At 67.4% G+C, this 22,435-nt stretch carries 21 protein-coding genes; 6 read left to right on the top strand and 15 right to left on the bottom strand.

Annotated elements, in window-relative coordinates; genetic code table 11:
• Nucleotide 1 precedes the first annotated feature (1 nt).
• The gene (locus LVY72_RS14110) at nucleotides 2–1,750 is read left to right on the top strand and encodes a hypothetical protein (protein ID WP_237821938.1); all 1,749 of its coding nucleotides are present in this window, start codon (nucleotides 2–4) and stop codon (nucleotides 1,748–1,750) included.
• A gap of 348 nt (nucleotides 1,751–2,098) precedes the next feature.
• On the opposite strand, the gene LVY72_RS14115 is transcribed toward LVY72_RS14110, so the two are convergent.
• Nucleotides 2,099–3,052 carry a hypothetical protein gene (locus LVY72_RS14115; protein WP_237821940.1) on the bottom strand — a complete coding sequence of 318 codons (954 nt, stop codon included), beginning with the start codon at nucleotides 3,050–3,052 and terminating at the stop codon, nucleotides 2,099–2,101.
• 691 nt (nucleotides 3,053–3,743) lie between these two features.
• Here LVY72_RS14115 and LVY72_RS14120 point away from each other — a divergent pair.
• Nucleotides 3,744–3,959: a hypothetical protein gene (locus tag LVY72_RS14120; RefSeq protein WP_237821942.1), complete on the top strand. Its 216-nt coding sequence runs from the start codon at nucleotides 3,744–3,746 to the stop codon at nucleotides 3,957–3,959.
• Here the strand turns inward: LVY72_RS14120 and LVY72_RS14125 are convergent.
• From LVY72_RS14125 to LVY72_RS24735, 12 genes are all read right to left on the bottom strand, one after another.
• Nucleotides 3,956–4,534, bottom strand: coding sequence for a recombinase family protein (locus LVY72_RS14125; RefSeq protein WP_237821944.1), 579 nt, complete (start codon nucleotides 4,532–4,534; stop codon nucleotides 3,956–3,958). The two genes, LVY72_RS14120 and LVY72_RS14125, sit on opposite strands and share 4 nt — an antisense overlap.
• A gap of 328 nt (nucleotides 4,535–4,862) precedes the next feature.
• Entirely contained in the window at nucleotides 4,863–5,084 is a 222-nt protein-coding gene (locus LVY72_RS14130) for a hypothetical protein (RefSeq protein ID WP_237821946.1), read from the bottom strand.
• Nucleotides 5,085–5,742: 658 nt separating this feature from the next.
• A complete protein-coding gene (locus LVY72_RS14135; protein WP_237821947.1) occupies nucleotides 5,743–6,729 on the bottom strand; it encodes an ornithine cyclodeaminase family protein in 987 nt (328 codons plus the stop codon).
• A gap of 169 nt (nucleotides 6,730–6,898) precedes the next feature.
• On the bottom strand, nucleotides 6,899–7,624 hold the full coding sequence (locus tag LVY72_RS14140; RefSeq protein ID WP_237821949.1) for a dienelactone hydrolase family protein: 726 nt from the start codon (nucleotides 7,622–7,624) through the stop codon (nucleotides 6,899–6,901).
• Nucleotides 7,621–8,106 carry a nucleoside deaminase gene (locus LVY72_RS14145; RefSeq protein WP_237821951.1) on the bottom strand — a complete coding sequence of 162 codons (486 nt, stop codon included), beginning with the start codon at nucleotides 8,104–8,106 and terminating at the stop codon, nucleotides 7,621–7,623. Before LVY72_RS14145 ends, LVY72_RS14140 begins: the two co-directional genes overlap by 4 nt.
• Nucleotides 8,103–8,717: a malonic semialdehyde reductase gene (locus LVY72_RS14150; protein WP_237821953.1), complete on the bottom strand. Its 615-nt coding sequence runs from the start codon at nucleotides 8,715–8,717 to the stop codon at nucleotides 8,103–8,105. Before LVY72_RS14150 ends, LVY72_RS14145 begins: the two co-directional genes overlap by 4 nt.
• Nucleotides 8,714–9,535, bottom strand: a complete 822-nt coding sequence (locus tag LVY72_RS14155; RefSeq protein ID WP_237821955.1) for an ABC transporter ATP-binding protein — start codon at nucleotides 9,533–9,535, stop codon at nucleotides 8,714–8,716. Before LVY72_RS14155 ends, LVY72_RS14150 begins: the two co-directional genes overlap by 4 nt.
• Nucleotides 9,532–10,320: an ABC transporter permease gene (locus LVY72_RS14160; RefSeq protein ID WP_237821957.1), complete on the bottom strand. Its 789-nt coding sequence runs from the start codon at nucleotides 10,318–10,320 to the stop codon at nucleotides 9,532–9,534. Before LVY72_RS14160 ends, LVY72_RS14155 begins: the two co-directional genes overlap by 4 nt.
• Nucleotides 10,317–10,979: an ABC transporter permease gene (locus LVY72_RS14165; RefSeq protein WP_237821959.1), complete on the bottom strand. Its 663-nt coding sequence runs from the start codon at nucleotides 10,977–10,979 to the stop codon at nucleotides 10,317–10,319. The genes LVY72_RS14160 and LVY72_RS14165 overlap by 4 nt, the downstream gene beginning before the upstream one ends.
• 214 nt (nucleotides 10,980–11,193) lie before the next feature.
• Complete coding sequence (locus tag LVY72_RS14170; protein ID WP_237821961.1) at nucleotides 11,194–12,177, bottom strand: ABC transporter substrate-binding protein; 984 nt, start codon at nucleotides 12,175–12,177, stop codon at nucleotides 11,194–11,196.
• A gap of 76 nt (nucleotides 12,178–12,253) precedes the next feature.
• Nucleotides 12,254–13,477 (bottom strand): flavin reductase, encoded by a 1,224-nt coding sequence (locus LVY72_RS14175; RefSeq protein ID WP_237821963.1) that lies wholly within the window; start codon nucleotides 13,475–13,477, stop codon nucleotides 12,254–12,256.
• Nucleotides 13,478–13,487: 10 nt separating this feature from the next.
• Nucleotides 13,488–14,696, bottom strand: coding sequence for an acyl-CoA dehydrogenase family protein (locus tag LVY72_RS24735; RefSeq protein WP_237821965.1), 1,209 nt, complete (start codon nucleotides 14,694–14,696; stop codon nucleotides 13,488–13,490).
• Nucleotides 14,697–14,884: 188 nt separating this feature from the next.
• Here LVY72_RS24735 and LVY72_RS24740 point away from each other — a divergent pair, with 188 nt between their 5' ends.
• The gene (locus LVY72_RS24740) at nucleotides 14,885–17,260 is read left to right on the top strand and encodes a LuxR C-terminal-related transcriptional regulator (protein ID WP_308190805.1); all 2,376 of its coding nucleotides are present in this window, start codon (nucleotides 14,885–14,887) and stop codon (nucleotides 17,258–17,260) included.
• Here the strand turns inward: LVY72_RS24740 and LVY72_RS14190 are convergent.
• Complete coding sequence (locus LVY72_RS14190; protein WP_237821967.1) at nucleotides 17,257–17,685, bottom strand: nuclear transport factor 2 family protein; 429 nt, start codon at nucleotides 17,683–17,685, stop codon at nucleotides 17,257–17,259. The genes LVY72_RS24740 and LVY72_RS14190 overlap by 4 nt on opposite strands.
• A gap of 396 nt (nucleotides 17,686–18,081) precedes the next feature.
• Nucleotides 18,082–18,768 carry a GntR family transcriptional regulator gene (locus LVY72_RS14195; protein ID WP_237821969.1) on the bottom strand — a complete coding sequence of 229 codons (687 nt, stop codon included), beginning with the start codon at nucleotides 18,766–18,768 and terminating at the stop codon, nucleotides 18,082–18,084.
• 207 nt (nucleotides 18,769–18,975) lie between these two features.
• Between LVY72_RS14195 and LVY72_RS14200 the strand changes: the two genes are divergently transcribed.
• From LVY72_RS14200 to LVY72_RS14210, 3 genes are read left to right on the top strand one after another with little or no spacing between them, the layout of a single operon-like run.
• Complete coding sequence (locus tag LVY72_RS14200; protein WP_237821971.1) at nucleotides 18,976–19,830, top strand: fumarylacetoacetate hydrolase family protein; 855 nt, start codon at nucleotides 18,976–18,978, stop codon at nucleotides 19,828–19,830.
• 33 nt (nucleotides 19,831–19,863) lie between these two features.
• Nucleotides 19,864–21,432, top strand: a complete 1,569-nt coding sequence (locus LVY72_RS14205) for a bifunctional 3-(3-hydroxy-phenyl)propionate/3-hydroxycinnamic acid hydroxylase (RefSeq protein WP_237821973.1) — start codon at nucleotides 19,864–19,866, stop codon at nucleotides 21,430–21,432.
• Between the two features lie 2 nt (nucleotides 21,433–21,434).
• Nucleotides 21,435–22,409: an NAD(P)H-quinone oxidoreductase gene (locus tag LVY72_RS14210; RefSeq protein ID WP_237821975.1), complete on the top strand. Its 975-nt coding sequence runs from the start codon at nucleotides 21,435–21,437 to the stop codon at nucleotides 22,407–22,409.
• The last annotated feature ends 26 nt before the right edge of the window (nucleotides 22,410–22,435 follow it).

The following is a 22,435-nucleotide window of genomic DNA, read 5'->3' on the forward strand; positions in this document are numbered from 1 at the left end:
CATGCACGAAGGCAGTATCAACTGGAAGCACATCAGCGAAGAGGACTTTAACCGCGTGGTTGAAGCGTTGCTGTTGCGCATGTATCACCGGCCGCCTGAATCTACAGCCGCGGCGCTGGACGGGCGGGGCGGAGACGGGGGCATTGATGTTGCCGTCTACGACGAAACCGGCAAGATCAAGCACATCTTCCAGCTCAAGCACTTTCCCGAGGGTTTTTCCGGTGGATTCCGGGACACCCGGCGGCGGCAGATCAAGGAATCGTTTGACGCCGCATGGACGAACCACGCACCGCCCGTGTGGACGTTGGTAGTGCCATGCAATCCGACGGACAAGGAAAGCATTTATGTGAGTGGCTTGGGCAAGGGCAAGGAGGTGACTCCGGCCATCTGGGGAGAACGGCTTCTGGACATCCATCTTGCCCGGCGTGAGAACCGCGACATCCTGGACGCGGCCACGCGAAATCCCTTGCTGGACGCCCTGAAGTTCATTGGGCAGGAGAATGCCGCCCTGGCTGGAGCTGGAGACCTATCGACCAGGCTTTCCAACCTTCACGGGCTGGCTGCGGGGCGCAGCTTGTACTGGGACACGGATTTCCACGTGTCCAGGGACGGGGTAACCGAAGCGTATCGGGCGAAGCATCCGCGCGCCGGGGAGCTGGAACCGCTCGGATTCAAATTCGCAGTGAAGAAGAACGCCTTTGGTGTCGAAGACATCCAGCGCGTGCTCGACTACGGAGTCCGTAGACGGGTCACGATTCCGGGAGCAGCCGTCGAGGGGTTCAAAACGGTTGGCCCGGAATGGTTCCAGCACGAAGGTACCGTTGACCGGATCGAGATCAGTCCGGCCCATCCGCTGCCGGCAGATCAGCGGATTTCAGTGACGCTGGAGTTCCTGGATGAGGACGGTTTTACCCGTGCCAGCCACCAGGGCATGATGCACGCTAAGAGTGACGGTGGCCGCGGAGTGGCATTCGTTGCGCGTTTCTACGGAATTTTGGAGCTTGACGCCGAGATTCCATACGCCCTGTCGGCTCCGGGGAACTTTGGCTTGAACATGGAGTTCGCCAATGCCCGTGTAACCGATGCCCAGGGCGTTTTGCGGCTTCTTCGGGACTTCGACTCCGGATCCGTCATCCAGGTGCTGTTCGAAGACAAGAAGCTACTGAAGGGGTTCACCAACGGGGGTGCGCAGTTGATGGACCCTGCCACAGAGCTGTTGGTCGAGGACCTTGCAGTGCTCGAGGATAAAATGAACGCCACGTTCAGATTTCCTGTTTCGCTGACTAACCGACAACGCGTGATGATACGTGTCGCTCGCCTGTTGGCGGAAGGCCAGGCTACCTGGATGCCGCCCGAAACCTCGCTCACAGGCATTCTCTCCGGGGAACCCTACGCAGGCCTGAACACCTTGCTCTCAGGGTCATGCGCGATCACTATGCCCATCCCGGCCTTTCCCGTCGAGATTCAGGGCAGTCGGTTCAACCTCGGGCCTGCCGTCCTCTATCATCCCCATACGGCAGTACGCGACGTCGACGACCTGAAGAAGGCGTTCCGAAAAGGTACGGCGGCCGGCCGGGAAGTAATCTTTGCTCCGCAGGGAGAAAAACTCATTTGGGTCATGCCGGGGAAATATGAGGGCGGGGAGAGGGTCCCTGATACCGTGCCGTGGGATTTGCCCGGTATCCCGATGCCCGATTTCGGAGATCAGGAGTTGCCGTCAGGTCCGTCAGCCCTGAAGGGGCTTTCTTAGCCAAGACCTTCCTGGAGTAGTGGAACCGCTGCGTCTCGCTAATTGGACTCGACCATGACCGCTGCCTCCTAAGCGTCGGTCCTTGCCTCGTTCGATGCAGAGACTCCCGGGCCAGCGGGCAGTCTGAAAAGATGTCGCATCAAGGACCGTCTCTTGAGGCAGCAGGTGCTCCCGGGTTCCCGTCGCCCGGAGTGTAAATCGAAGCGGTAAGCGGAGGTGTTTTCGTAGCGCTAAACGTCACCCCTGGTGCCCGTAAGCCGATCGCCTTCCGTCACACCGTCCGCCTGGACAGGTTTCCGCTCTGACCTCGCCCCTGCGTCCGTCAGGGCCGGGCGTCGCTGACGGCGCTCACCCCTTATTGGTCAGCAGGACGGCAAAATCCGCTCGGAGACTCGGGAGCGCCTCACTCGCATCCTCGTCGAGGAGGTCGTCCAGGGTCCAGGCCGCGAAGTAGGGCTGTCTGGGGAGCAGGATGCCGACCCTGCGGATGCCCAGCGAATCGTCGAGGTCGAGGAGTGCGTAGCCAAGCAGCTGGAATAGAGTGTCCCTGATCCAGGAGCTGGTGATCTCTTCCCTCGTCTTTAGGTCCACGAGCATGTCTCCGACAGCCCAATCAGCGTCTGCCCCTCCTACTGCCACGCTTCCAAGGAAGCGCGGGTTGGGCACGTAGTCACCGCCTGCCTCGATGCCCCGGTTCCACGCATCCAGGAGCGGCTCAACCGCGTCTCGCATGACGGCGATGTCGACGAGCAGCGAGTCGTCGATACTCAGCATGAGATCGACGGCGTCTTTCGCTTGTTTGATCCGTCGGCCCAGTTCACCCGAGAGCGCCTCGTACGGTCCTGTCCGCGCGATACTCTCGCACCATGCGAGAGGAACCGACGCCCTGGCGAGGTTCAGCGGGTGGCTGTCCCGCTTCTGCAAGGTGAGATAGGCGAAGTTGAAGGCATCATTCAGCACCTTGTGAATGTGCTTTCCCCTGTGAACCACGCCCGGATCCGCGGCAAGGATGTCGAGTCCTCTCTGTGCCACCGTCTCCACGAAGTTGAAGCCGGGCAGGTCCATCCGGAGGCGATAGTCGAGAGCCATGCCCGCCACAACGGCGTGGCTCTTGCGATCCTTCACCTCTTCAGGGATGGGGAGCTGCGTTCTAAGCGCAAGGAGCTCGTCGAAGCCGAAAGACGAGGCCACCACGTGGCCCCGGCGACCACGGGTTCCAGCCAGTGCGAGCTGCGGAGCGCACTCGTAGATGAATTGCCGAATCGGCGATTCCTTGCTGCTGAGGTGGTTCGTGAGGGACATGGTGCGACCCTACCGCGGACGTCCGACAGGCGATTCTTCACCGGGCGCTTCCGGGAACGAGCCGCAGTCAAGCAGCAAGCGTCGCCCAAATGAGACCAGCAGTGCATACGACCAAGGCGACTGTCGCGGCGACTAGGGCCCAAGAGGTGATGCGGATTCGCTCGGACATCCGCTGATCGAGTCTGGCACGCTGCTCTATTACCCAGACGTCAAGGGATTCCTTTGCACCCCAAATCACTTGCTGTCCGCCGATGTGACGCAATAGTTTGCCAATTCTTTCCAGGTCCTCGACCGTGGGCTCGGGAATCTGGTGATCTATCTGTGGTCGTCGCACATGCTCAAGGATCGCATTAAACCGATGTTCACATTTCACATAACCATCGGTCTAACGCTTCGTTGCTGCACCGACAGTCATGCCCGATCGGCTTTGGCCTGGTCGATCCAACAGGCAAGCAAGTTGAAGGCTGCTAGGCGACATCCCAACCGAGGCTCCACAACAGACCATTCCGTTCCCGGGCGGATGTCGGCGGTGACCGATGCACAGCCTTCGTCGCAGCAGAACCGGCAGAACAGCAGGCATGCCCGGTTCCGGTACTGGTGGGGGAGGCGACCGAGCAGTCGCTCGATCTGCTCGACGGCCAGGTCCGGGCAGTCCGAGGCGAGAAAGAAGACCTCCCCGGGAGGGGTGTCCGTGACTTCCCACTCCTGGATCCAGTCCTGTGGGGGGCCTGCCGTCGATGACGAAATCGAGGTGGACGTCATCGGTCTGCACCATGCGCTGGAAGAAGAGCCGATGCCGCTTCCAAGCTGTGGAGATCACATGCTGCTCAACGAGGGCCAGCACATTGGCCGGGGTCATGCAGCCATTATCCCGAGGAACACCGCCGACTTTGGCAATGCACCTTAGGTGGTAGGCGTGCGCTGCACGATGCGGTACACCGTGGAGCGGGCGACGTTGAACAGGGAAGCGATCTCGGTTGTGGTGTGCTGGCCTCCCTTATATAGGGAGACGAGGTGGGCTTCCTGGGCCTTGGTGAGCTTGGGCTGCTTGCCGCGCAGCCTTCCCTTGGCCTTGGCCACCTGCATGCCTTCCCGGGTGCGGGCGCGGATGAGGTCGGCTTCGAACTCGGCGACCATGGCCAGGACGTTGAAGAGCAGCCGGCCGACCGGGTCGGTCGGGTCGTGGACGGATCCGCCGATGCTCAGCTTCACATTCTTCTTTGTCAGTTCTTCGACGATGTTGCGGGCGTCGGGCAGGGACCGGGCGAGCCGGTCGAGCTTGGTGACCACCAGGGTGTCGCCGGCGCGGACGGCGGCCAGGGCCTCGCGCAGGCCGGGCCGGTCGCGGCTGGTACCGGTGAGCCCGTGGTCGGTATAGATCCTGTCGTCGGGCACTCCGAGGGCGGCCAGCCCGTTCCGTTGCGCGGTGAGGTCCTGGTCATTGGTCGAGACGCGGGCGTAGCCGACGATGTGGGCCGTCATAGCTTCAACTGTAGCGTTTAGGGTACCTTCACCGGGCTTTTTTGCGGGCGGGGTATACGCGAATCTGACAAGCCCGAAAATCCGCTCCTTATTAACTGTCGGCAACTGACGGGGGAGTGGTGCGCTGAAGGACCGGCTTGTGCGACAGTGGGGGTCTGTCAGGAAGCACGCCTTAGTTGAGGGAATGGTTTGGCCGGTGCCGGATCCGGACCTGGCAGGGGATGAGGTCCGGACCCGGCACGGCCGCCGGCAGTAACCGGCCGAACGGACGCCCGGGGAGCACCGTCAGGCCTCAGGGAGGTGTGGCGCCTGGCAGGGCGGGTATTCCTTAGGGCATTCCCCGGTCTTCCCGTTCATGGGTCATGCCGTAGGGGACCTCGGCACTGACGGTGACGGTATACGTATCGTGGCTGTGCCGGGTGACGAGTAGTCCGTGTCGTCGGCCGGTTATGGCCAGGGACCGGACTTCTTCATGTGCGGTGTCCAGCTGCTCCTGGAGGGCCTTCCAGCCGGTTCCGGCAGCTACTTTGAGGGTGACTTTGTGTGTCATGGATCGATATTTCCGGGTCAGAGGGGCTGGGGGACCGGATGAGGTCCCGTGAAGTGCTTTGGTGCCGTTGACCGCGTGCCGGTAAACAGCGATATGAAATTCAGGCTCATATTTCAATCACAGCCGTACCGAGCATTGTGCGAATCTTGACCGCGAGGGGTCGGATCGGAGTGCCGTGCCGGAGGACCGGCTTATGCAGCAACGTGACGACTCCTGCGGGAGCCGGCTCTTCGTGGGAAACAGTGCTTTAGCCAGAGCCGGATCCGGACCCTATAGGGGAGTCCGGATCCGGCGCGCCTACCGGTAGTAACCGGCGGAACGGATGCCCGGGGAGCACCGGCAGGGGTTAATCTGCGCGTTGCCCTTAGCGGCGGCATCCGTCTCCGACGGCGCTGTTCCAAGCGCCGCCAAGTCTCGGTGAGGTGCGGGCTGTGGCAGGGGCAGCGGTCCTTATGGCGTTTCCGGTATTTCCGCTCATAGGTCGTGTGATAGGGAGTGCTTGCAGGGACCAGGCATCGTGGCGGTGCCGGGTGATGACTACTCCGCGTCGTCCGTCGGGCACGGCCAAAGGCAGGGCTTCTTCACGGGCGATGTCCAGCTGTTCCTGGCAGACCTTTAACCGGTTCCGGCGGTTGCTTTGTATTTGTCTAAGGATGCATCAGGCTGCGAGCTCTACGTGCGTTCCGAGGCCCGCATTATGTGCGGCGTCGACCATGATTCCTCCTATGGCGAGGTCAAGCATGCCGATGCCCACGGAATTGAACAGCGTGATTTCCTGAGGGCTCGTCCGACCTAACGCTTTTCCAACTATGACGTGTCCGAGTTCTGCACGGATAGCAGAGGCGTCTATGTATCTTTCGGATACTGCGCAGAGAAAGTCGCCGGATTTGGTTGACGCCGTCTCAAGACTGTCGACGAATACGGCTGCCTTTTGCATGGCGTGTCCGTCCACTTCCCGGTGCGTGGGTCTGGGACGCGCACCGACGACATTTAGGTGCTGTCCCTCCCTTAGCCATTCTCCCCGCACTATAGGGTCCTCCGAGGGGGTGAGTGTGCACACCACGTCGCTGGCGTCAACAATGTCCCTGGGGTTTGCAGCGATGGACACCGCGACGGGCAGGTGGCTGACCTGTTCCCGGAACTTCCGCAGGGTTGATGCTGTTCTTGACCATACGACCACGTTTTTGATGGGGAGTACATGGCTGATTGATTCGACGTGTGCCACAGCCAACGCCCCCGCTCCGACAAGGCCGAGTGTTGCGGCGTCCTTTCTTGCCAGATAGCGGCTGGCAACCGCAGATGCTGCCGCAGTGCGGATGCGGGTCGGTACACGGCCGTCAAGCAGGGCTCGCAGTTCGCCGGTAACACGATCCACAAGAACGATGGCCGAACGCTGGGATGGCAGGCCGGCTGAGGCATTAGCCGGCAGATCGGCCAAGAGCTTGGTCACGGCCAGTTCGGGGCCTGTGGCGAGACCGGCCATGACGATGAAGCAGGCGTCATCGCCGGATAATTGCATGGAGGTGGGCTGTGGTTGGACGGCGGTTCCGGAGCCAATCGCTTTGAAAGCCTTCTCGACCGCCGCGATGGTTTTGGGCATGTCCGAGATGGTTTCCAGTTCGGACGCGGTCAGGATCAGGGTCATCAACACTCCTTGAGATATTGGTTGCTGGGAATCAGCCGGTTAAGCGGCCATCAGCGCGGGCTGACTGGCCCGTAGTTCGAGTGTGCTTTGGTCCTAATAGGCCGGGAGGGAACGCGGTGACAGGCGACATGAAGGTCCCAGGCAAGAGGTTAGGGACGAAGACTGCGCCCTACCGAATGACCGTGCTGCGGCTGGCCAAGTAGGCGTCGAGGAAGGCCATGGTCCGCTCCCAAGCTAACTTGGTGGCCAGACTGTCGAACGAGTCCCTTTCATAGGTGGCGAAGGCGTGTCCCATGCCCGGATACAAATACATTTCGGTATTGCGCCTTCCCCTGAACGCCTGCCTGATCAGTTCCCGCGCCGGTTCCGGGCAGTAGTGGTCGTGCTCGGCGAAATGGAACAGCACCGGTATGTCGATATGCTCCGCAAGCCCGATTCGGTCCTGGACGCCCACGCCGTAGTAGCTCACCGCGCAGTCGAGGTCCAGTTCCCTGGCGGCCATGAAGGCCAGCCCGCCGCCGAGGCAGTAGCCTAGGGCGCCGGTGCGGCCGGTGGAACGTTCTCCGGCATGGGTCCAGCCGATCGCGGCGGCAATGTCCTCGAGCACCAGGGCGAAGTCCAGATTGTCGCGCAACTCGATGGCATGGTCGAAGTCCGCTCCGGTGTAGGCCAGTTCCACGTCCTTTTCCTGCCGGGCGAACAGGTCCGGAACGATCGCCAGGTAGCCGGCCTCGGCGAATTCGCGGGCCATGGTCCGCATGTACTTGTTGATGCCGAAAATCTCGTGCAGCAGCACGATGGCGTCCACCGGTTCCGCGCCGTCTGGGGCGGACGTGTAGGCGCGGAACGTGTGCCCGTCGGTGGCGGTGAGGGTGACGAACTGTTCGTGGGTCATGAGGGATCCTTCCGGCAGTCAAGGTGGACTTCCCTGGCGGCGGCCAGGGGCACATACTCCGAGACGGTCAGCCCGTCTCCGGCTTGCAGGGCGGCGTCGAGGGAGAATGGGAGCATCCGCACGCCGGGGTTGGGGCCGGAGAGCCGGTCCAGCTCCGCGGACCGTAGGGCGTAGACCACCCGGCTGATCCCGGCGAGGTACAGGGCACCGGTGCACATGATGCACGGTTCGGTGCTGGAGTAGAGGGTGTGGCCGGCCAGCGGGATTCCGGTCGCCGGGGTGCCGGCTTGGGCGAGGGCGGCCCGCACGGCGTTGGTCTCGGAGTGCCCGGTGACGTCGCCGCTGGTCACCGCCGTGTTCAGGCCGGTGGCGACCAGGGTTCCGGCCGGATCGACGACGGCGGAGCCGAACGGCCGGTTCCCGGCGCGCCGGGCCTGCCAGGCCAGGTCGACGGCGAGCTCGAGGAAGACGGTGTCGCTCATCCAAGCACCTCCACCACGTCGTCGTAGCCGAGCCGCGGCAGCCGCGGCTCGCGCCATGCACCGGGAAGCGGGTGGCCGAGGTTCACCACCAGGAAGCTCTCCCGCGTGCCTGCGGGGAAGAACTCCCGGTCCACCCCGGCCCGGTCGAAGCCGCCCATCGGGCCCACCGCCAGCCCGGCGGCCCGGGCGGCCAGCAGGTAGTAACCGGCCTGCACGTGCGCGTTCTCCCAGCCGGTGCGCCGCCGTTCCGCCGGGTCGGCGGCGAGGCGATCGCGCACCGCGGGGGCATGGGCGAAGACCTCGGCCAGCCGCTCGTGCCAGGCCGTGTCCACGGACAGGATGGCGGTCAGCGGCGCGGCCAGCGCCTTGTCCCGGTTACGCTCGGTCAGGTGGCCGGCCAAGCGTTCCCGTGCCGCACCCTGGCGCAGGTAGCTCACCCGCAGCGGCTGGCCGTTGAACGCCGTCGGGCCGAAGCGCGCCAGCTCGTGCAGCCGGCGCAGCTGCGCCTCGGTGACCGGCCCGTCGCCGAAGGCCAACGCGGTGCGTGCCTCGATGAAGACCGCGGCGAGCGGCGCCGCCAGGCCGGTTTCAGTCCGGGCTACCAGGCTCATGCTGTCTCCTCCGGCTTCCGGATCAGGCCCATCACGTGGGTGCGCAGGGCGGCGAAGGCCGGGGTGGACTTGGTGTGCACCTGGTCGCGCGGGTAGGGCAGGTCCACCGGCACGATTTCCGAGACGCTGGTCGGGGTGCCGGACAGGACGATGACCCGGTCCGCCAGGTACACCGATTCCTCGATGTCGTGGGTCACCAGCAGGATCGTCATGTTGTAACGCTCCTTAATGGTGTGGGTGAGGTCTTCCAGGTCGGCGCGGGTCTGCGCGTCCACGGAGGCGAAGGGCTCGTCCATCAGCAGCACCGCGGGTTCGTAGGCCAGCGCCCGGGCGATCGCCACACGCTGCTGCATGCCGCCGGAGAGCTGCCACGGGTACTGGTGGCCGCAGCCGTCCAGCCCCACGCTGGCCAGCGCCGTCAACGCCCGCTCCCGGCGGCCGGCCTTGGACAGCCCGGGCGTCCCGCGCAGCGGCAGTTCCACGTTGGCGCGCACCGTCATCCAGGGCATCAGCGAGCGGCTGTAGTCCTGGAAGACGACGGCGAGCCCGGCCGGCGGCTCGGTGACCGTCTCGTCCCGCAGCCGCACGGTGCCGCCGGAGGCCGGCATGAGGCCGGAGAGGCAGCGCAGCAGCGTGGTCTTGCCGGCGCCGGACGGGCCGACGATGCACACCGTTTCGCCGTCGTACACCTCGAAGGAGATGTCGCCGAGCACTTGGCGGGCCGCCTGTCCGGTGCCGTAGGTCTTGGCCAGGCCGTTGGCGGACAGCACCGGGGTGCCCAGGCCCGCCTGCTGGGTTTGGATGGTGGATTCGGTCATGACCGGCCTCCTTGGTTGTTGCCCCGGGCCCCGCGGTGCCAGCGCAGGACCACGTGTTCGACGTAGCGGAAAAGAATATTGACGAGGTAACCCAGCACGCCCAGCAGCAGCAGCGCCGCCCACATCAGATCCATCTGGAACAGCCGCGCGGACTGCAGCTGGACGTAGCCGATGCCCTCGGTGGAGGCGATGTATTCGCTGGCCACGATGAGTACGACTGCCAGCGAGACGCTGATCCGGATGCCCGAGATGATCTGGGGCGAGGCCGCCGGCAGCACCACCCGCCACAGGTAGTCCGCCAGGCGCAGGCGGTAGCTGCGGGAGACCTCCCGCACCAGCCCATCCACGCTCCGCACGCCGTCGACGGTGTTCAGCAGCACCGGCCACAGCGCGCCGAAGGCGATCACCGCCACCTTCATTTCGGTACCGATGCCGAAGATGAATAGCATCACCGGCAGGATCGCCACGCCGGGGATGGCCCGCAGGAATTCCAGCAGGGGCTGCAGCGGCCGATACAGGGCCGGGACCAGGCCCAGCAGCATCCCGAGGCCAATGCCCAGGACGACGGCGATGAGCAGTCCCAGCCCGAAGTTCTGCAGGCTGGGCAACACGTCGGAGGCGAAGCGCGAGGCCAGCAGCTCGCCCAACTGGCTGACGATGCGTGGCAGCGGCGGGAAGTATAGCGACTGGCTGCCGGCGCTGGCCGCCCACCACAGGGCGAACACGAGCACGGGCATCCAGATTTCGATCAGCAGCGTCCGGCTGCGGGCGAGCACGGCGTTCATGCTGCATCACCGCGCACCGAGGCATGCCAGAACAGGACTCTTCGTGACGAAGCGTTCAGCACCAGGTTCAAGGCGACTCCCAACAGTCCGATGAAGACGATGTAGGCGTAGGTCAGGCTCAGGTCGCCGCCGGTCTGCGCCAGGGCGAGCTCCAGGCCCAGGCCGGGCGCCGAGCCGAGGATCTCGCTGGAGATCGTCAGCAGCAGGCCCGTCACCGCCGCGATCCGCAGGCCGGTGACCGCGAACGGCAGCGCGGACGGGGAGAACACGTACCACGCCGCGCGGCCGGTGGAGAGCCGGAATGAGCGGACCGTGTCCACGAGCACCTTGTCGGTGTCCTGCACCCCGTAGGCGACTTGGAGCATAAACGGCCAGAACGAGCCGAAGGCCACGAGCATGACCTTCATCTCCAGGGTCGCCCCGAAGAGCAGGGTGACCAGCGGAATGACGGCCACCGACGGGATGGTGCGCAGGAAGTCGACCATCAGGCGGGAGGAGCGGTAGAGCAGACCGATCCGTCCCAGCAGCATCCCCACCGGCAGGCCGAGGCCGACGGCGATCAGCACGCCGAGGATCCAGCCGGCCATAGTCTGCCCGAACGCGGCCCAGAATCCCGCCTCGCCCAGCAGCTGCCCGAGCCGGGCAAATGTCTGGGACATGGCGGGGAACACGCTTGCCGGCAGCAACCCGGTCCGGATCCCGGCTTCCCAGCACACGAGCGCACCGGCTACCGCGGCGGCGCCCTTCCACCAGCCGGCGCCGGTTCCCCGGTTCCTGGGGCGGGCCCCGGCCGTCCCCGCGGGAGCGGCCGGGCGGCCCGGCCTGGGCACTACCGGAGGTGCGGCGTGCGGGGACGCCGCAGACTCAGCCACGCTACCGGACCTCTGCCACAAGCTCATCGACGTTCACTTCCTTCTTGACGAAGCCGTACCTGAGCATCAGGTCGGACCAGATCCTGACCCGCTCCACCGTCAGGTCCGGGTCGAAGACCGGCAGCTGCATGGTGTCGGCCACCTTCTGCGGCGTCTTGCTGAAGGTCGGCAGGATCTTGCGCACGGCCTGGGGATTCTCGGCCGCATACTCGGTGGCTTCCGCCATGGCGTCGACGAAGTCCTTGGCCGCCTCCGGGTCCTTGCCCAGGTAGTCCTGCGTGGTCACCAGGATCTGCTGGGTGGCACCGGGCACGGCCAGGGCGCCCGGGGACATGATCTCGCGCGCCCCGCTGGCCTTCGCGGCGTCGGTGAACGGGGCGACGGTGCTGATTGCATCCACCTGCCCGGTTTCCAGGGAGTTGAGCATGCTGTCGAACGGCACCTCCAGGAATTTCACCTTGGAGCTGTCCGCGCCCGCCTCGTCCAGGGCCGCGCGCAGCGAGAGCTCGCCGCCGCCGCCCAGCCCGCCGACGGCAACGGCGCGCCCGTTCAGGTCGGCAGGGTCCTTCACGTCGCTGTCGGCGGCGACGAAGACCTTGCCGGTGTCCCGGGCCGGATCCTTGGTGGTCACCGAGGTGGTGCCCACGGCGCGCAGCGGGATGCCGGCGGAGGCGGCCTGCAGCACGTCGGCCGATCCCACCAGGCCGAACTGGGCGGCCCCGGAGACCAGGGCCGGGATGCGCGCCCCGGCGGTCGGGGCCACGCTGATGGTCACCTCTAGGTTCTTCTTCTTGAACAGCCCCTGCTGCTGCGCGAGGTAGACGGGGCTGGTATCTACCACGGGGGCCACTGTCACATTGATCTTCCGGGTTTCCCCGGCGTCGGCACTATTGGACGTGGAGGCGGCCGTCCCGCCGCAGGCGGTCAGGGCGAGCAGGCCGGCTCCGAGCAGGCCCGCTGTGAGGAGGTTCCGGGTCTTGGTCATGGTGATTCCTTTGTTCGGGGCCGCAGCGCGGCCTGCGCGCCCGGTGACCGGACGCGTGGTAGAGGACAAATGGTGCTTAGTGGTGGTGCAGGTTCTGTTGCCGGGACGCCGGAACTGTGCCGCCGATGGCTGCAGTGATGGCCGCCGCGGCCCGGCGCAGCCCGGCCAGCCGGCAGGGGTGCCCGGCCGAGTCCTGGCCGTCCAGTGAGTTCAGGGTCAGCAGCAGTGCCACCTGGCCGTCCGGGCCGAAGACCGGCACGGTCAGCGAATGCAGTGGGCCCGCCAACGGATCCGCTTCCACGGGGTGGCTGTGCGGCAGGCCACCGAGCAGCTGCGTCAGTTCCCGTTCGGCCGCCGGCAGCGGGCCGTGCGCCGCGAGCCGGTCCACGATCCCTTCCACGACCTGCCGCCGTTCGTCCGCCGGGACCGCCAGCCAGCCGCGCTCCCGGATACCGGCGAGCATCCGCGCCAAGGCTGCCCGGCTGCTGGCCGTGCCGTCTGTTCCGGCTTGGTGCTCCCCGCCGGCCATCCAGCGCTCGACCGCCGGCGGGTCCGCCCAGGCCACGAACCCTGCGCCCATCGGCGGCAGGAAGGGCAGCCGCAGTCCCACCTTGGTGACGTGGGCCGACGGGCCGCTGAAGGCCAGCTGGATCAGGTTCCCGCCGGCCCTGCCGGTGGCATGGCACTCGACGCCGAAGCGCCGGGACAGCTCCTCGATGTGCGGCCGGGCCAGGTCGGCCAGCAGCAGGTTCCCGGCCAGGACGTCCTCGCCGCCGGCGGTCAGCGTCAGGTTGCTGAAGCGGCCGTAGCCGCCTTGGAAGAACAGCAGAGGGACCCCTCCTCCGCCGTCGGCGTCAAGTCCGTCGACGGCGCCGACGGCGATGTAGTGGTCCCCGGCCGGGTGCACGTCGGTGAGCGTGCAGTCGATCCAGGCCAGCGAACCGTCGATCACCGGTGCACCCGACGGCGCGGGGTGCCAGGCCAGGTCGGCGAAGCGTTCGCCGTCGTGCCGGGCGAACCGGCGGCAGGTTTCGGCCTGCCCTGCGGACAGGACGTTGACGCAGAACCGGCCCAGGCTGCGGATCCGCTCGAAGGTGCCAGAGTTCCGCATCGGCATAAAGGACACCAGCGGCGGGTCCAGCGACACCGAGGCGAAGGAGCCCACTGTCATCCCGATGGGACCGCGCTCCGGGTCCAGCGCCGTGACGATGCAGACCCCGGTGGGATAGTTGCCCAGCACGCGCCGGAAGTGCAGCGGATCGGCAGTCGGCGGCGCGGCGGTGTGTTGTTCGGTGATCATGGCCCCTCCGCTAGATCATCCGGCGGTTCTCGGGCGTCTGCAGCCCCAGGATGAATTCGCCGTGGAGCTCGAAGCCGACCTCGCCGAGCACCCCGTGGGCCAGGATCGTGTTGATGTCGCGCAGTAGGCGGGGCAGCACGCCGGTTTCCATGATGGCCTCCGCGCCGGCATGCCGGAAGGCCCGGGTGATCACCCGCTGGGCCGTCTGACCGGCGTGGGAGGAGGCGGTCTGCATGTAGTCCTGCAGCTCCAGGTCCATGGCACCGCCGGCGGCGAGCTGGTCTCGGACCCGCCCAGTGGCCTCCAGCCCGAGGGCGCGGGCCGCGCGCAGGGCGGCATCCAGCTCCCCCAGTTCGCGCTGGAACCAGGACGAGTCGGCCAGGCTGGTGGCCGCGCCGATGTTAATGCGGCTGCCGCGGCGCTTGGTCGGTGCCATCCGGGTGATTTCGTCCAGGGCCCGGCGTCCGGCTCCCAGGACCATGCCCATGTGCATCTGCAGTACGTAGGGCACCATGCCCAGGCGCGCCAGCGGGGTGTCGCTGCGCTTGACCGGACCCAGCGGGTTGAACACCATCGCATCGGAGACGAAGACCTCGTCGGCACGGAAGGTCGTGGATCCGGTGGCCTTCATGCCCAGGACGTGCCAGGTGTCCAGCACCTCGACCTCGGCGACGGGGATCAGGGCCATCCGCCGCTCAGTGCCGCCGTCCGCGTCGTCGACCAGGAACGACGCCGAAACGAAGTCGGCGTGATGGATGCCGCTGACGAAGTCCCACTGGCCGGCCACCCGGTAGCCGCCGTCGACGCGCTGCGCAGAGCCGGGGCGGAGGGAACCTGCCTTCAGCGGCAGCCGGTCGCGGAAGACGACGGCGGCCTGGGCCGGCTCCAGCTGGGTGGCCAGCTGGCCGGCGCCCTCGAGCAGGATCGTGGTGGTCCAGGCGGTGCTCGGATCGATGTAGCCGATGGCCTCGATGATTTCGAACGCCGTGGGCGGATCGACCACGTTGCCGCCCAGGTCATCCGGGGTCATGATGCCCAGGATGCCGCTCTCCCGCAGGGCGGCGACAGCGTCGTCGGCCAGCCGGCCCTCCCGCTGGCCCTGCTCCACGCCCGCCGCGAGGCGTTCGCTGATCTTCTGCACCTGGGCCAGGGCGTGGGCCCGCCGTTCCAGCGGCGCTTGCGGCCAGTTCGATGTCTGCTTCACTGCGACTGTGGTCACGGAACTTCTCCTTGGAAAGGGTGGATCGGGTTACTCCATGGTTCGGCAAATGTGACGCGCTCCACATCACTGGAACTCCGTATCTTTGGCGTACCCCTGCGCAGACACCCATCATGATAGGGACCATGATGGGTGCTGGGCCGCCGGGTGGCCCCGACTGAAGGCGGTGAACGGACATGGAGTGGCCCGTGCGGGGACGTGGCGTGGAGGCGGACGAGGTTCTGGCCCTGCTGGAGTCGGCGCGGCTGGTGACCGTGACAGGTCCGGCCGGCGTGGGTAAGACGGTGCTGGCCCGCCGGGTGCTCTCCCGCGCCGGCGGGACCGAACAGGACTGGTTCACGCCCGACGGCGTGCCCGGGGACGCGCTGCGCGAACGCATTGGTGTGCGCCTGGACGCGCAGGGTGCCGGGGCGCGGCCGCTGATCGTCCTGGACACGGCCCCCGGGGATGCCGCCGTGCCCGCGCTGGTGTCCGCGCTGCTGGATGACCGGCCGGCCCTGCGGATCCTGGCCACCTCCCGCGGCCGCCTGGCCCTGCCGACCGAACGCCAGTTCTGCCTGCGTCCGTTCGACGTGCCGGAGCTTCCGCGCCACGGCATGCCGGACGACGAGTGGTTCGAGCGCGCGCCTGCCGTGGCCCTGTACCTGGACCGCGCGGCCTCCGCCGCCCGCAGCCTCACCCCGGACAGGGAAACCTGCGCGGCCGCCATCGCCGTCTGCCGCCGGCTCGGCGGCCTGCCCCTGGCCATCCACCTCGCCGCGCTGCGCGCCAATGTGCTCTCCGCCGAGGCACAGCTGCGGGAGCTGGAACGGCCGCTGGACTTCCTCACGGTCCGGGGTCCTGCCTCCGCAGATCCCGAGGGTTCCTCCCGCCACAGTTCGCTGCGGCGGAGCCTGGAGGCCGGGCTGGACGGACTGCCGGCCGGCGCCCTTGAGGTGCTCTCCGTGCTGGCCCGCTTCCCCGAGGGCTGCTCGCTGCGGACCCTGCGCTGCGCACAGCTACCCGGCGGCGGGGACCCGCTGGACGAGCTTTCCGTCCTGGCCGACGCGGCCCTCGTGACCCCCGAAGCCGAGCCCGCGGGCGGGACCCGCTTCCGCACGGACCTCTTCTACCAGGAGCTGTTCCGGGAGGCGGCAGCATCCGAGAGGGTCTGTGCCGCCGTACAGCGGATCCGGCAGGCGGTGCTCGCTAGGTGTAGCACCGCCGCTGCTGCCCGCGGCCCCGCCTGGGAAGAGGCCTCGCGCTGGTTCACCGCAGAATACGGGAACCTCCTGGAGCACTTCGCGGACTGCCTGCGCCGGCAGGACATCGTCGAGGCGATCGGGATCGTGGACCTGCTCTGCCGGTTCTGGGTCCATTCCGGCCGGATCGAGGAGGGCATACACACCGTGGAAGCTCTCGGGGAGCCGGACGGCCTGGATTTCCCCGCCCGGGCCAAGCTGGCAGGCACCCGCGGCCGGCTCCTGGCCCACCACGCCTCGTATACCAGTGCCTATTCGGACCTGGCCGACGCCGTCGCCTTCTGGCGGCAGGCGGGGGACGCACCCAGGATTGCCGAGGCGCTGGCGGCCTTCGCCGCGGCGGCGCTGGAGGTCGACGGCTGGCCCGCCGCCCGGCAGGCCGCCGAAGAGGCGGTGCGGCTGTTCCGCGGACTGGGCGACGAGTGGTCGGTGGCCCGCACCCTCGGCCAGCTCGGCGCCTTCGCCGCGGACGTGCCCGGCGAGGAGGAGTTCGCCCGGCGCTGCCTGGAATCCTCGGCCGCGGACCTGCAGACGCTGGGCGACGCCGGGGCGGCGAGCCTGCCGCTGGAACAGCTGGGCCGGCTGCTGCTCGACGACGGCAACTACCAGCAGGCACAGCTGGTGCTTGAGCACGGGCTGCGGGAAATGCGCACCGTCGCCGACCACTTCCGGGTCTCGGCGCACCTGAACCTGTTAGCCCTGGTGGACATGGCCTCCGGCCGCGCGACCGATGCCACCGGCAGGTACTTCGAGAGCCTGCAGCTCACCGTGGAGCTGGGCCTCAAGGGCAGGGCGGTCTGGTGCCTGGAGGGACTGCACGACTCCCTGACGGCCCTGGGCTGTACGGAGGCGGCGGCCGCTGCCGCGGCGTGTGCGGTCTCGTTGCGGGAGGAACTGGACCTGCACGATTGGGTGGAGGCCTGTTCCCCGAAACGGTCCACGGCACACGGCGGGCCGGACCTGCCACGGGCGGTACGGATGGTGCTCACGGGCCGGACGGTGTGGCCGCCGGCGGCGGTCCTGGACCAGGTCCCGGCGGTGTTGTCCGGGCTGGCGGAAGCGGCCGCCGCGGAGGAGGCGCCCATCCGCTCCGGGCCGCGCCCGGACGGCCTGACCCCGCGGGAGATCGAAATCCTCGGGCTGATCGGCAGCGGCATGACCAGCCGGGCCATCGCGGCCCGGCTGGTCATCAGCATCGACACCGTCGGCCGGCACATCACCAACCTGTACCGGAAGATCGGCGCCCGTGGCCGGGCCGACGCCACCGCCTACGCCCTGCACATGGGGCTGGTGCCCGAACCCACTGGCGGACCCAGACCTTAGGCCTTGGGCCGGGCGAACACCTGCCGGGACTCCCGGGCCGCGATCCGCCACACGCCGTCCTCGCGGCGGTAGGTGTCGATGTACTCGCCCACTGCGGCGGGATCCGCCGGCTTGGGCCCTTCCTGCGGCCCCATGAACAGGATGTAGTCGAGCCTGCCGGTGATCTCATCGGCCGAGACCAACTGGAGCCGGTGGATGCCCAGGATGGTCCGGGAGACCTTGTCCTGCGCGGTCCGGTTGTCTGCGAAACACTGCAACTGCTCGGTGCCCTGATGGGTTTTGCCTGCTGCGGTAAAGCTGCCGTCCCGCGTAAACAGGCTGGCGAACCCCTCTGGAATCCCGTGGTCCAGCCGCCAGTTGAACTCGCCCACGAGATCCTCGATGCTGGTCCGGGTCTCTGTGTTGATGCCGGCGCCAAAGGCCATGGTTCCTCCTCCTTCGATACTTCGGACGCCCCGGCGGCGCCCAGCATCAAACTACGCCCAATGGAAGGCGCGCCGCTTCACAGGAAATCGGGATTCTTTTGGCCAATGGCTGCTCCCTTTCGGCAGATCCTGTCCAACAGAAGTCCCTTCCCGGAAAAGCGGGCGTGTCCTTGCTGTTGCGGTACGGACGCAGCTCGAAGTGCTTGGGCCGGGGACGCCCGCAGCGGCGTCCGCTGAGCAGGCCCGAGCGCCAGCGGCTGTTTGGGCACACGGACGACGAGGTGGTCAGGCTGCGGCAGAAAGGAAAGGGCTGGTTGTCCCGGCGCCGGTCCGTGCCCACCGCCATTCCCCTGTAGTCAGTTCGATAAACGGGCGGGGAAACGCGTCCTGGCCTAGCTAGGAGGCTTCCTGCGTTTCGGCGAGGGATTCGACGAGCCCGGATTCCAGCACCACGCGTACCGTTGCCTCGTAGTGCGACCGTAGCAGTTCGGCAAGCTTCCCGGCATCGCGTGCCAGGGCTGCGTTGAGGATGTCCCGGTGTTCGCCCTCCACGTCGCGGGCATTCGGCTTCACGTACGGTGCGGCCCAGCAGCGGTAGAGCTCAGTCGAGTCGGCTAGATCGGAGGCCAGCTTGACCATGGGCGGGCACCCGCAGGCCTCGAGCAGCTTGAGGTGGAATGCCTTGTGTGCCTTCTGCCAGTCTGCGTCGACGTGAGCCGGATCCTCGGGGCTGCGGCGCGGCGTGCGGGCCAGCTGGTGGTGGGCTGCAGTGAGCTCGGACTCCCAGACGACGTCCCCCCGTTCCAGCGCCAGCCGGGTGGCGAGCTCCTCGGTGACGCAACGCAGTTCGGTGAGGTCGGCCAACTCACGGAGATTCAGCTCGCGGACAAAAAACCCGCGGTTCGGCCTTGTGACGACCAGCCCGTCGCCGGCCAGCCGGGTCAGGGCCTCGCGCACCACGGTGCTGCTGGTGCCCAGGCGCTCCGCCATCGCCACCGGCTGGAGCTTCTCGCCCGGCCGCCAGTCACCTCGAAGGATTCCGGCGCGGATCTTATCCACGATCCGCGGTCCCGCTTTCACCATCGGTCCTCCCTCTGTGCCGTTCTTTTCCTGGGCGCTTCCCTCTATAGTCTACAAAATTACAAATAGTATTTTTTTCCTTGACTAGTATTCTATTTTGAGTTTAGGGTTGTGGCCAGCCCCACAGCGTAGGCAATCGTGCCGGCGCAGCTGGCAAACCCAATCCCGGTCCTGCAGCGGGCATCCGCCGTGACGAAAGGAAACACCATCATGAAATACGCATCTTTCACTGCCGCGGACGGGTCCGCCACCTGGGGCGTCATCGAGGAGGGGCGGGCGTTTGACCTCGGCCCGTCGGGCGCCGGCCTGGCCCCGAGCCTGCGGGCGGCCGTGGAGCAGGGCCTGTTCGGCGCCGTCACCGCCGGGCAGTACCAGGCCGCCCCGGCGCGGCCGGAGGACGGGATCGGGTTCCTGCCGGCGATCACCGATCCGGGCAAGATCATCTGCATCGGGGTGAACTACAGGACCCACCAGGAGGAGTCGGGCAAGACCGGGCAGACCGCGCCCACGGTCTTCACCCGGTTTGCCGATACCCAGATGGGCCACCGGGCCCCGGCGGTGATGCCGGCCAGCACCACGAAGTTCGACTACGAGGGCGAAATGGCCCTGGTCATCGGCCGGGAGGCCTGGCACGTGGCCGAGGAGGAGGCCTGGGACTACATCGCCGGCTACGGGGCCTACAACGACTTCTCGGTCCGGGACTGGCAGAAGGCCGCCAGCCAGTGGATCCCGGGCAAGAACTTCCCCTCCACCGGCGCCTTCGGCCCCTACCTGGTCCCGGCCGCGGACCTGGGCGGCGTTAACAGGCTCACCCTGGAGACCCGGGTCAACGGCGAAACCCGGCAGAAGGCCTCGGTGGCCGACCTGTACTTCCCCATCCCGCAGCTGATCGCCTACGTCACCGGCTTCACCCGGCTCTCCCCGGGCGACGTGATCGTCACCGGCACCCCCGGCGGCGTGGGCCTGTTCTGGGGCGAGGGCGGCCTGCTGGCCGACGGCGACGTCGTCGAGGTCGAAATCACCGGCCTGGGCACCCTGGCCAACACCGTCGAACGCGAACGCTAAGCGCGGCCGGAAGAGCCCAGGAAGGACTGGTTGATGGACAACCTCATCGAGACCGACGTACTGGTGGTCGGGGCCGGGCCCGTCGGCCTGGCCGCGGCCTGCCTGCTGGCCGACCAGGGCGTGCGCGTCACCGTGGTCGAGAAGCGCGCCGGCACCTCCGACGAACCGCGCGCGATCAGCATCACCGACGAATCGCTGCGGATCCTGGCCCAGATCGGCATCCTGGAGGAGTTCCTCCAGGACGTGCTGCCGGACACCGGCGCCCGCTACTACGGGCGCCGCGGCCAGCTGCTGGCCCAGGTCCGCCCCGGCGGCCGGCGGCTGGGCCAGCCCGGCAAGTCCCAGTTCGACCAGCCGGTCCTCGAAGCCCTGCTGCTGGCAGCGGCCCGGGAACGGGACCTGATCGACCTCCGCTTCAACACCGAGGCCTTCGGCATCAGCGACGCACCCGAGCACGCGGACACCGTGGTCATCGACGCAGCCGGCCGGCACACGGTCCGCGCCCGGTGGGTGATCGCCTGCGACGGCGGGCGCAGCCCGGTCCGGGCCCAGCTGGGCATCCCGATGGAAGGCTCCACCCAGGTGCAGAAGTGGATCGTGGTGGACATTGTCAACACGCCGGGCGAGCCGGAAAAGTTCGCCGAGTTCCACTGCAACGCCACCCGCCCGGCGGTCGTGGTGCCCGGGGTCAAGGGCCGGCGCCGCTACGAGTTCATGCTGCTGCCCGGCGAGGACGCCCGCACCGTCACCGCCCCGGACTCGATCATCGCCCTGACCGCCCCGTTCCAGAGGATCACCGCCGCCGACATCCGCCGCTCCGCGGTCTACGTGGCCCACCAGCGGGTGGCACTGAACTACCGGGCCGGGCACGTGCTGCTGGCCGGGGACGCCGCGCACATGATGCCCCCGTTCGCCGGCCAGGCCCTGAACGCCGGGATGCGCGACGTGGCCAACCTGGCCTGGAAAATCGCCGCCAACGTCAATGGCACCGGCACCGAGGCCCTGGTGGACACCTACCAGGCCGAACGGCGCCCGCACGCGGTGGACATGGTGCGCCTGTCCCAGCGCATCGGCACCGTCGTCATGGGCACCAACCCGACCCTGACCGCCCTGCGCGACACCGCGGTCACCGCCCTGGGCATCATGCCCGCGGCCAAGAACTGGCTCACCGCCATGAAATTCCTCAAACAGCCCCACTACACCCACGGCTGCGTGCTCAAACCTGCAGCCAGTGTCCCTGCGGCTGCCGCCGGCCTCGTCGGCGCTTCGCTGCCGCAGCCGAACGTCCGGACCGGCGACGGCGGTGTCCTGCCGCTGGACCGGATCCTGGGCGCGGGTTGGGCGATGCTACGGTTCCAGGCAGGGGGACGGTTGAGCATCGTTCCCTTCGGCTCCGCCCCCGATTCCGGCGGCCAGGTCCACGTGACGGACGCCGACGGAGCCTTCGCGGCGATCCCGCCAGGCAGCTCCCTGGTGGTACGTCCGGACCGATACGTCGCCGCCGCGGCGGACACCACGGACGAGCACGCTGTGCTGGCCCGGTTGGGGACGCTGCTGCCCGACCTTCCGCGGCAGGCGGCCGCCCAGCTCGTGGGGGCCTGAGCATGCGCGCCGTACGCTTCCGCCACGCCGGCGGCCCGGAGACCCTGGCCGTTGAAGAACTACCCGATCCCGTCGCCGGACCCGGTGAAGTGCTCATCGACGTCACGGCGGCCGGACTGAACCGTGCCGACGCCCTGCAACGCCGGGGACGGTACAACCTCCCGCCCGGTGCCAGCGACATTTTCGGCATGGAGGTCTCCGGGACGGTAGCGCAGCTTGGACCAGGGACCGGCGGCTTCACCATCGGTGATAAGGTCGTGGCGCTGTTGGCTTCCGGCGGATACGCGACGAAAGTCGCGGTACCTGCCGGGCAGGTCCTGCCCGCACCGCAGGCCACCGGCCTTCTCGAAGCCGGGGGGATCCCCGAGGTCGCGGCGACCTTGGTCGCCAACATCTGCATGCTCGGGCAGTTCCGTCCGGGAGAAACCGTCCTTATCCACGGCGCGACCGGAGGAATCGGAACCTTCGGCATCCAGTTAATCAAGGCCCTGGGCGGCCGGGTCGCGGTCACCGCCTCCACGCCGGAGAAACTCGACACCGCGCGGCAGCTGGGCGCGGACATCCTGATCAACTACCGGGAGCAGGACTTCGGGGAAATCCTGGAGGCCGCCGGGGGAGCCGACATCGTCCTGGACACGGTGGCGGGCCCCTACCTGCCGGCCAACCTCCGGGCACTGGCACCGTTCGGACGGATCATCACCATCGGCCGGCAGGGCGGAGCCGAAGGCACACTGGACTTTGCCGCCCTCATGAAGAAGAAGGCCACGATCACGGGCACGCTGCTCCGCGACCGGCCAGCCGGGCAGAAGGCGGAGATCATGCACGAAACGCACACCACCGTCTGGCCGCTGCTCGAAGCCGGGGCCATCAGAACACCCACCGACCGGGTCTTCGGGCTCTCCGACGTGGCCGCGGCCCACGAGTACTTCGAGGCCGGGGGACACATCGGCAAGATCCTGCTCGACTGCCGGACCTGACCCGCCATCCACCACAACACCCGCTA

Origin of the sequence: Arthrobacter hankyongi (assembly GCF_022012395.1) — a bacterium.
GTDB lineage: Bacteria > Actinomycetota > Actinomycetes > Actinomycetales > Micrococcaceae > Crystallibacter > Crystallibacter hankyongi.

Bases quoted from the DNA above. Each gene is read 5' to 3' on its own strand.
- LVY72_RS14210 (WP_237821975.1), top strand. From the start codon at position 21,435: ATGCGCGCCGTACGCTTCCGCCACGCCGGCGGCCCGGAGACCCTGGCC.
- LVY72_RS14140 (WP_237821949.1), bottom strand. From the start codon at position 7,624: ATGACCCACGAACAGTTCGTCACCCTCACCGCCACCGACGGGCACACG.
- LVY72_RS14115 (WP_237821940.1), bottom strand. From the start codon at position 3,052: ATGTCCCTCACGAACCACCTCAGCAGCAAGGAATCGCCGATTCGGCAA.
- LVY72_RS14175 (WP_237821963.1), bottom strand. From the start codon at position 13,477: ATGATCACCGAACAACACACCGCCGCGCCGCCGACTGCCGATCCGCTG.
- LVY72_RS14195 (WP_237821969.1), bottom strand. From the start codon at position 18,768: ATGGTGAAAGCGGGACCGCGGATCGTGGATAAGATCCGCGCCGGAATC.
- LVY72_RS14165 (WP_237821959.1), bottom strand. From the start codon at position 10,979: ATGTCCCAGACATTTGCCCGGCTCGGGCAGCTGCTGGGCGAGGCGGGA.
- LVY72_RS14200 (WP_237821971.1), top strand. From the start codon at position 18,976: ATGAAATACGCATCTTTCACTGCCGCGGACGGGTCCGCCACCTGGGGC.
- LVY72_RS14150 (WP_237821953.1), bottom strand. From the start codon at position 8,717: ATGAGCCTGGTAGCCCGGACTGAAACCGGCCTGGCGGCGCCGCTCGCC.
- LVY72_RS14170 (WP_237821961.1), bottom strand. From the start codon at position 12,177: ATGACCAAGACCCGGAACCTCCTCACAGCGGGCCTGCTCGGAGCCGGC.
- LVY72_RS14125 (WP_237821944.1), bottom strand. From the start codon at position 4,534: ATGACGGCCCACATCGTCGGCTACGCCCGCGTCTCGACCAATGACCAG.
- LVY72_RS14155 (WP_237821955.1), bottom strand. From the start codon at position 9,535: ATGACCGAATCCACCATCCAAACCCAGCAGGCGGGCCTGGGCACCCCG.
- LVY72_RS14145 (WP_237821951.1), bottom strand. From the start codon at position 8,106: ATGAGCGACACCGTCTTCCTCGAGCTCGCCGTCGACCTGGCCTGGCAG.
- LVY72_RS14160 (WP_237821957.1), bottom strand. From the start codon at position 10,320: ATGAACGCCGTGCTCGCCCGCAGCCGGACGCTGCTGATCGAAATCTGG.
- LVY72_RS14205 (WP_237821973.1), top strand. From the start codon at position 19,864: ATGGACAACCTCATCGAGACCGACGTACTGGTGGTCGGGGCCGGGCCC.
- LVY72_RS14110 (WP_237821938.1), top strand. From the start codon at position 2: ATGCACGAAGGCAGTATCAACTGGAAGCACATCAGCGAAGAGGACTTT.
- LVY72_RS14130 (WP_237821946.1), bottom strand. From the start codon at position 5,084: ATGACACACAAAGTCACCCTCAAAGTAGCTGCCGGAACCGGCTGGAAG.
- LVY72_RS14135 (WP_237821947.1), bottom strand. From the start codon at position 6,729: ATGACCCTGATCCTGACCGCGTCCGAACTGGAAACCATCTCGGACATG.
- LVY72_RS14190 (WP_237821967.1), bottom strand. From the start codon at position 17,685: ATGGCCTTTGGCGCCGGCATCAACACAGAGACCCGGACCAGCATCGAG.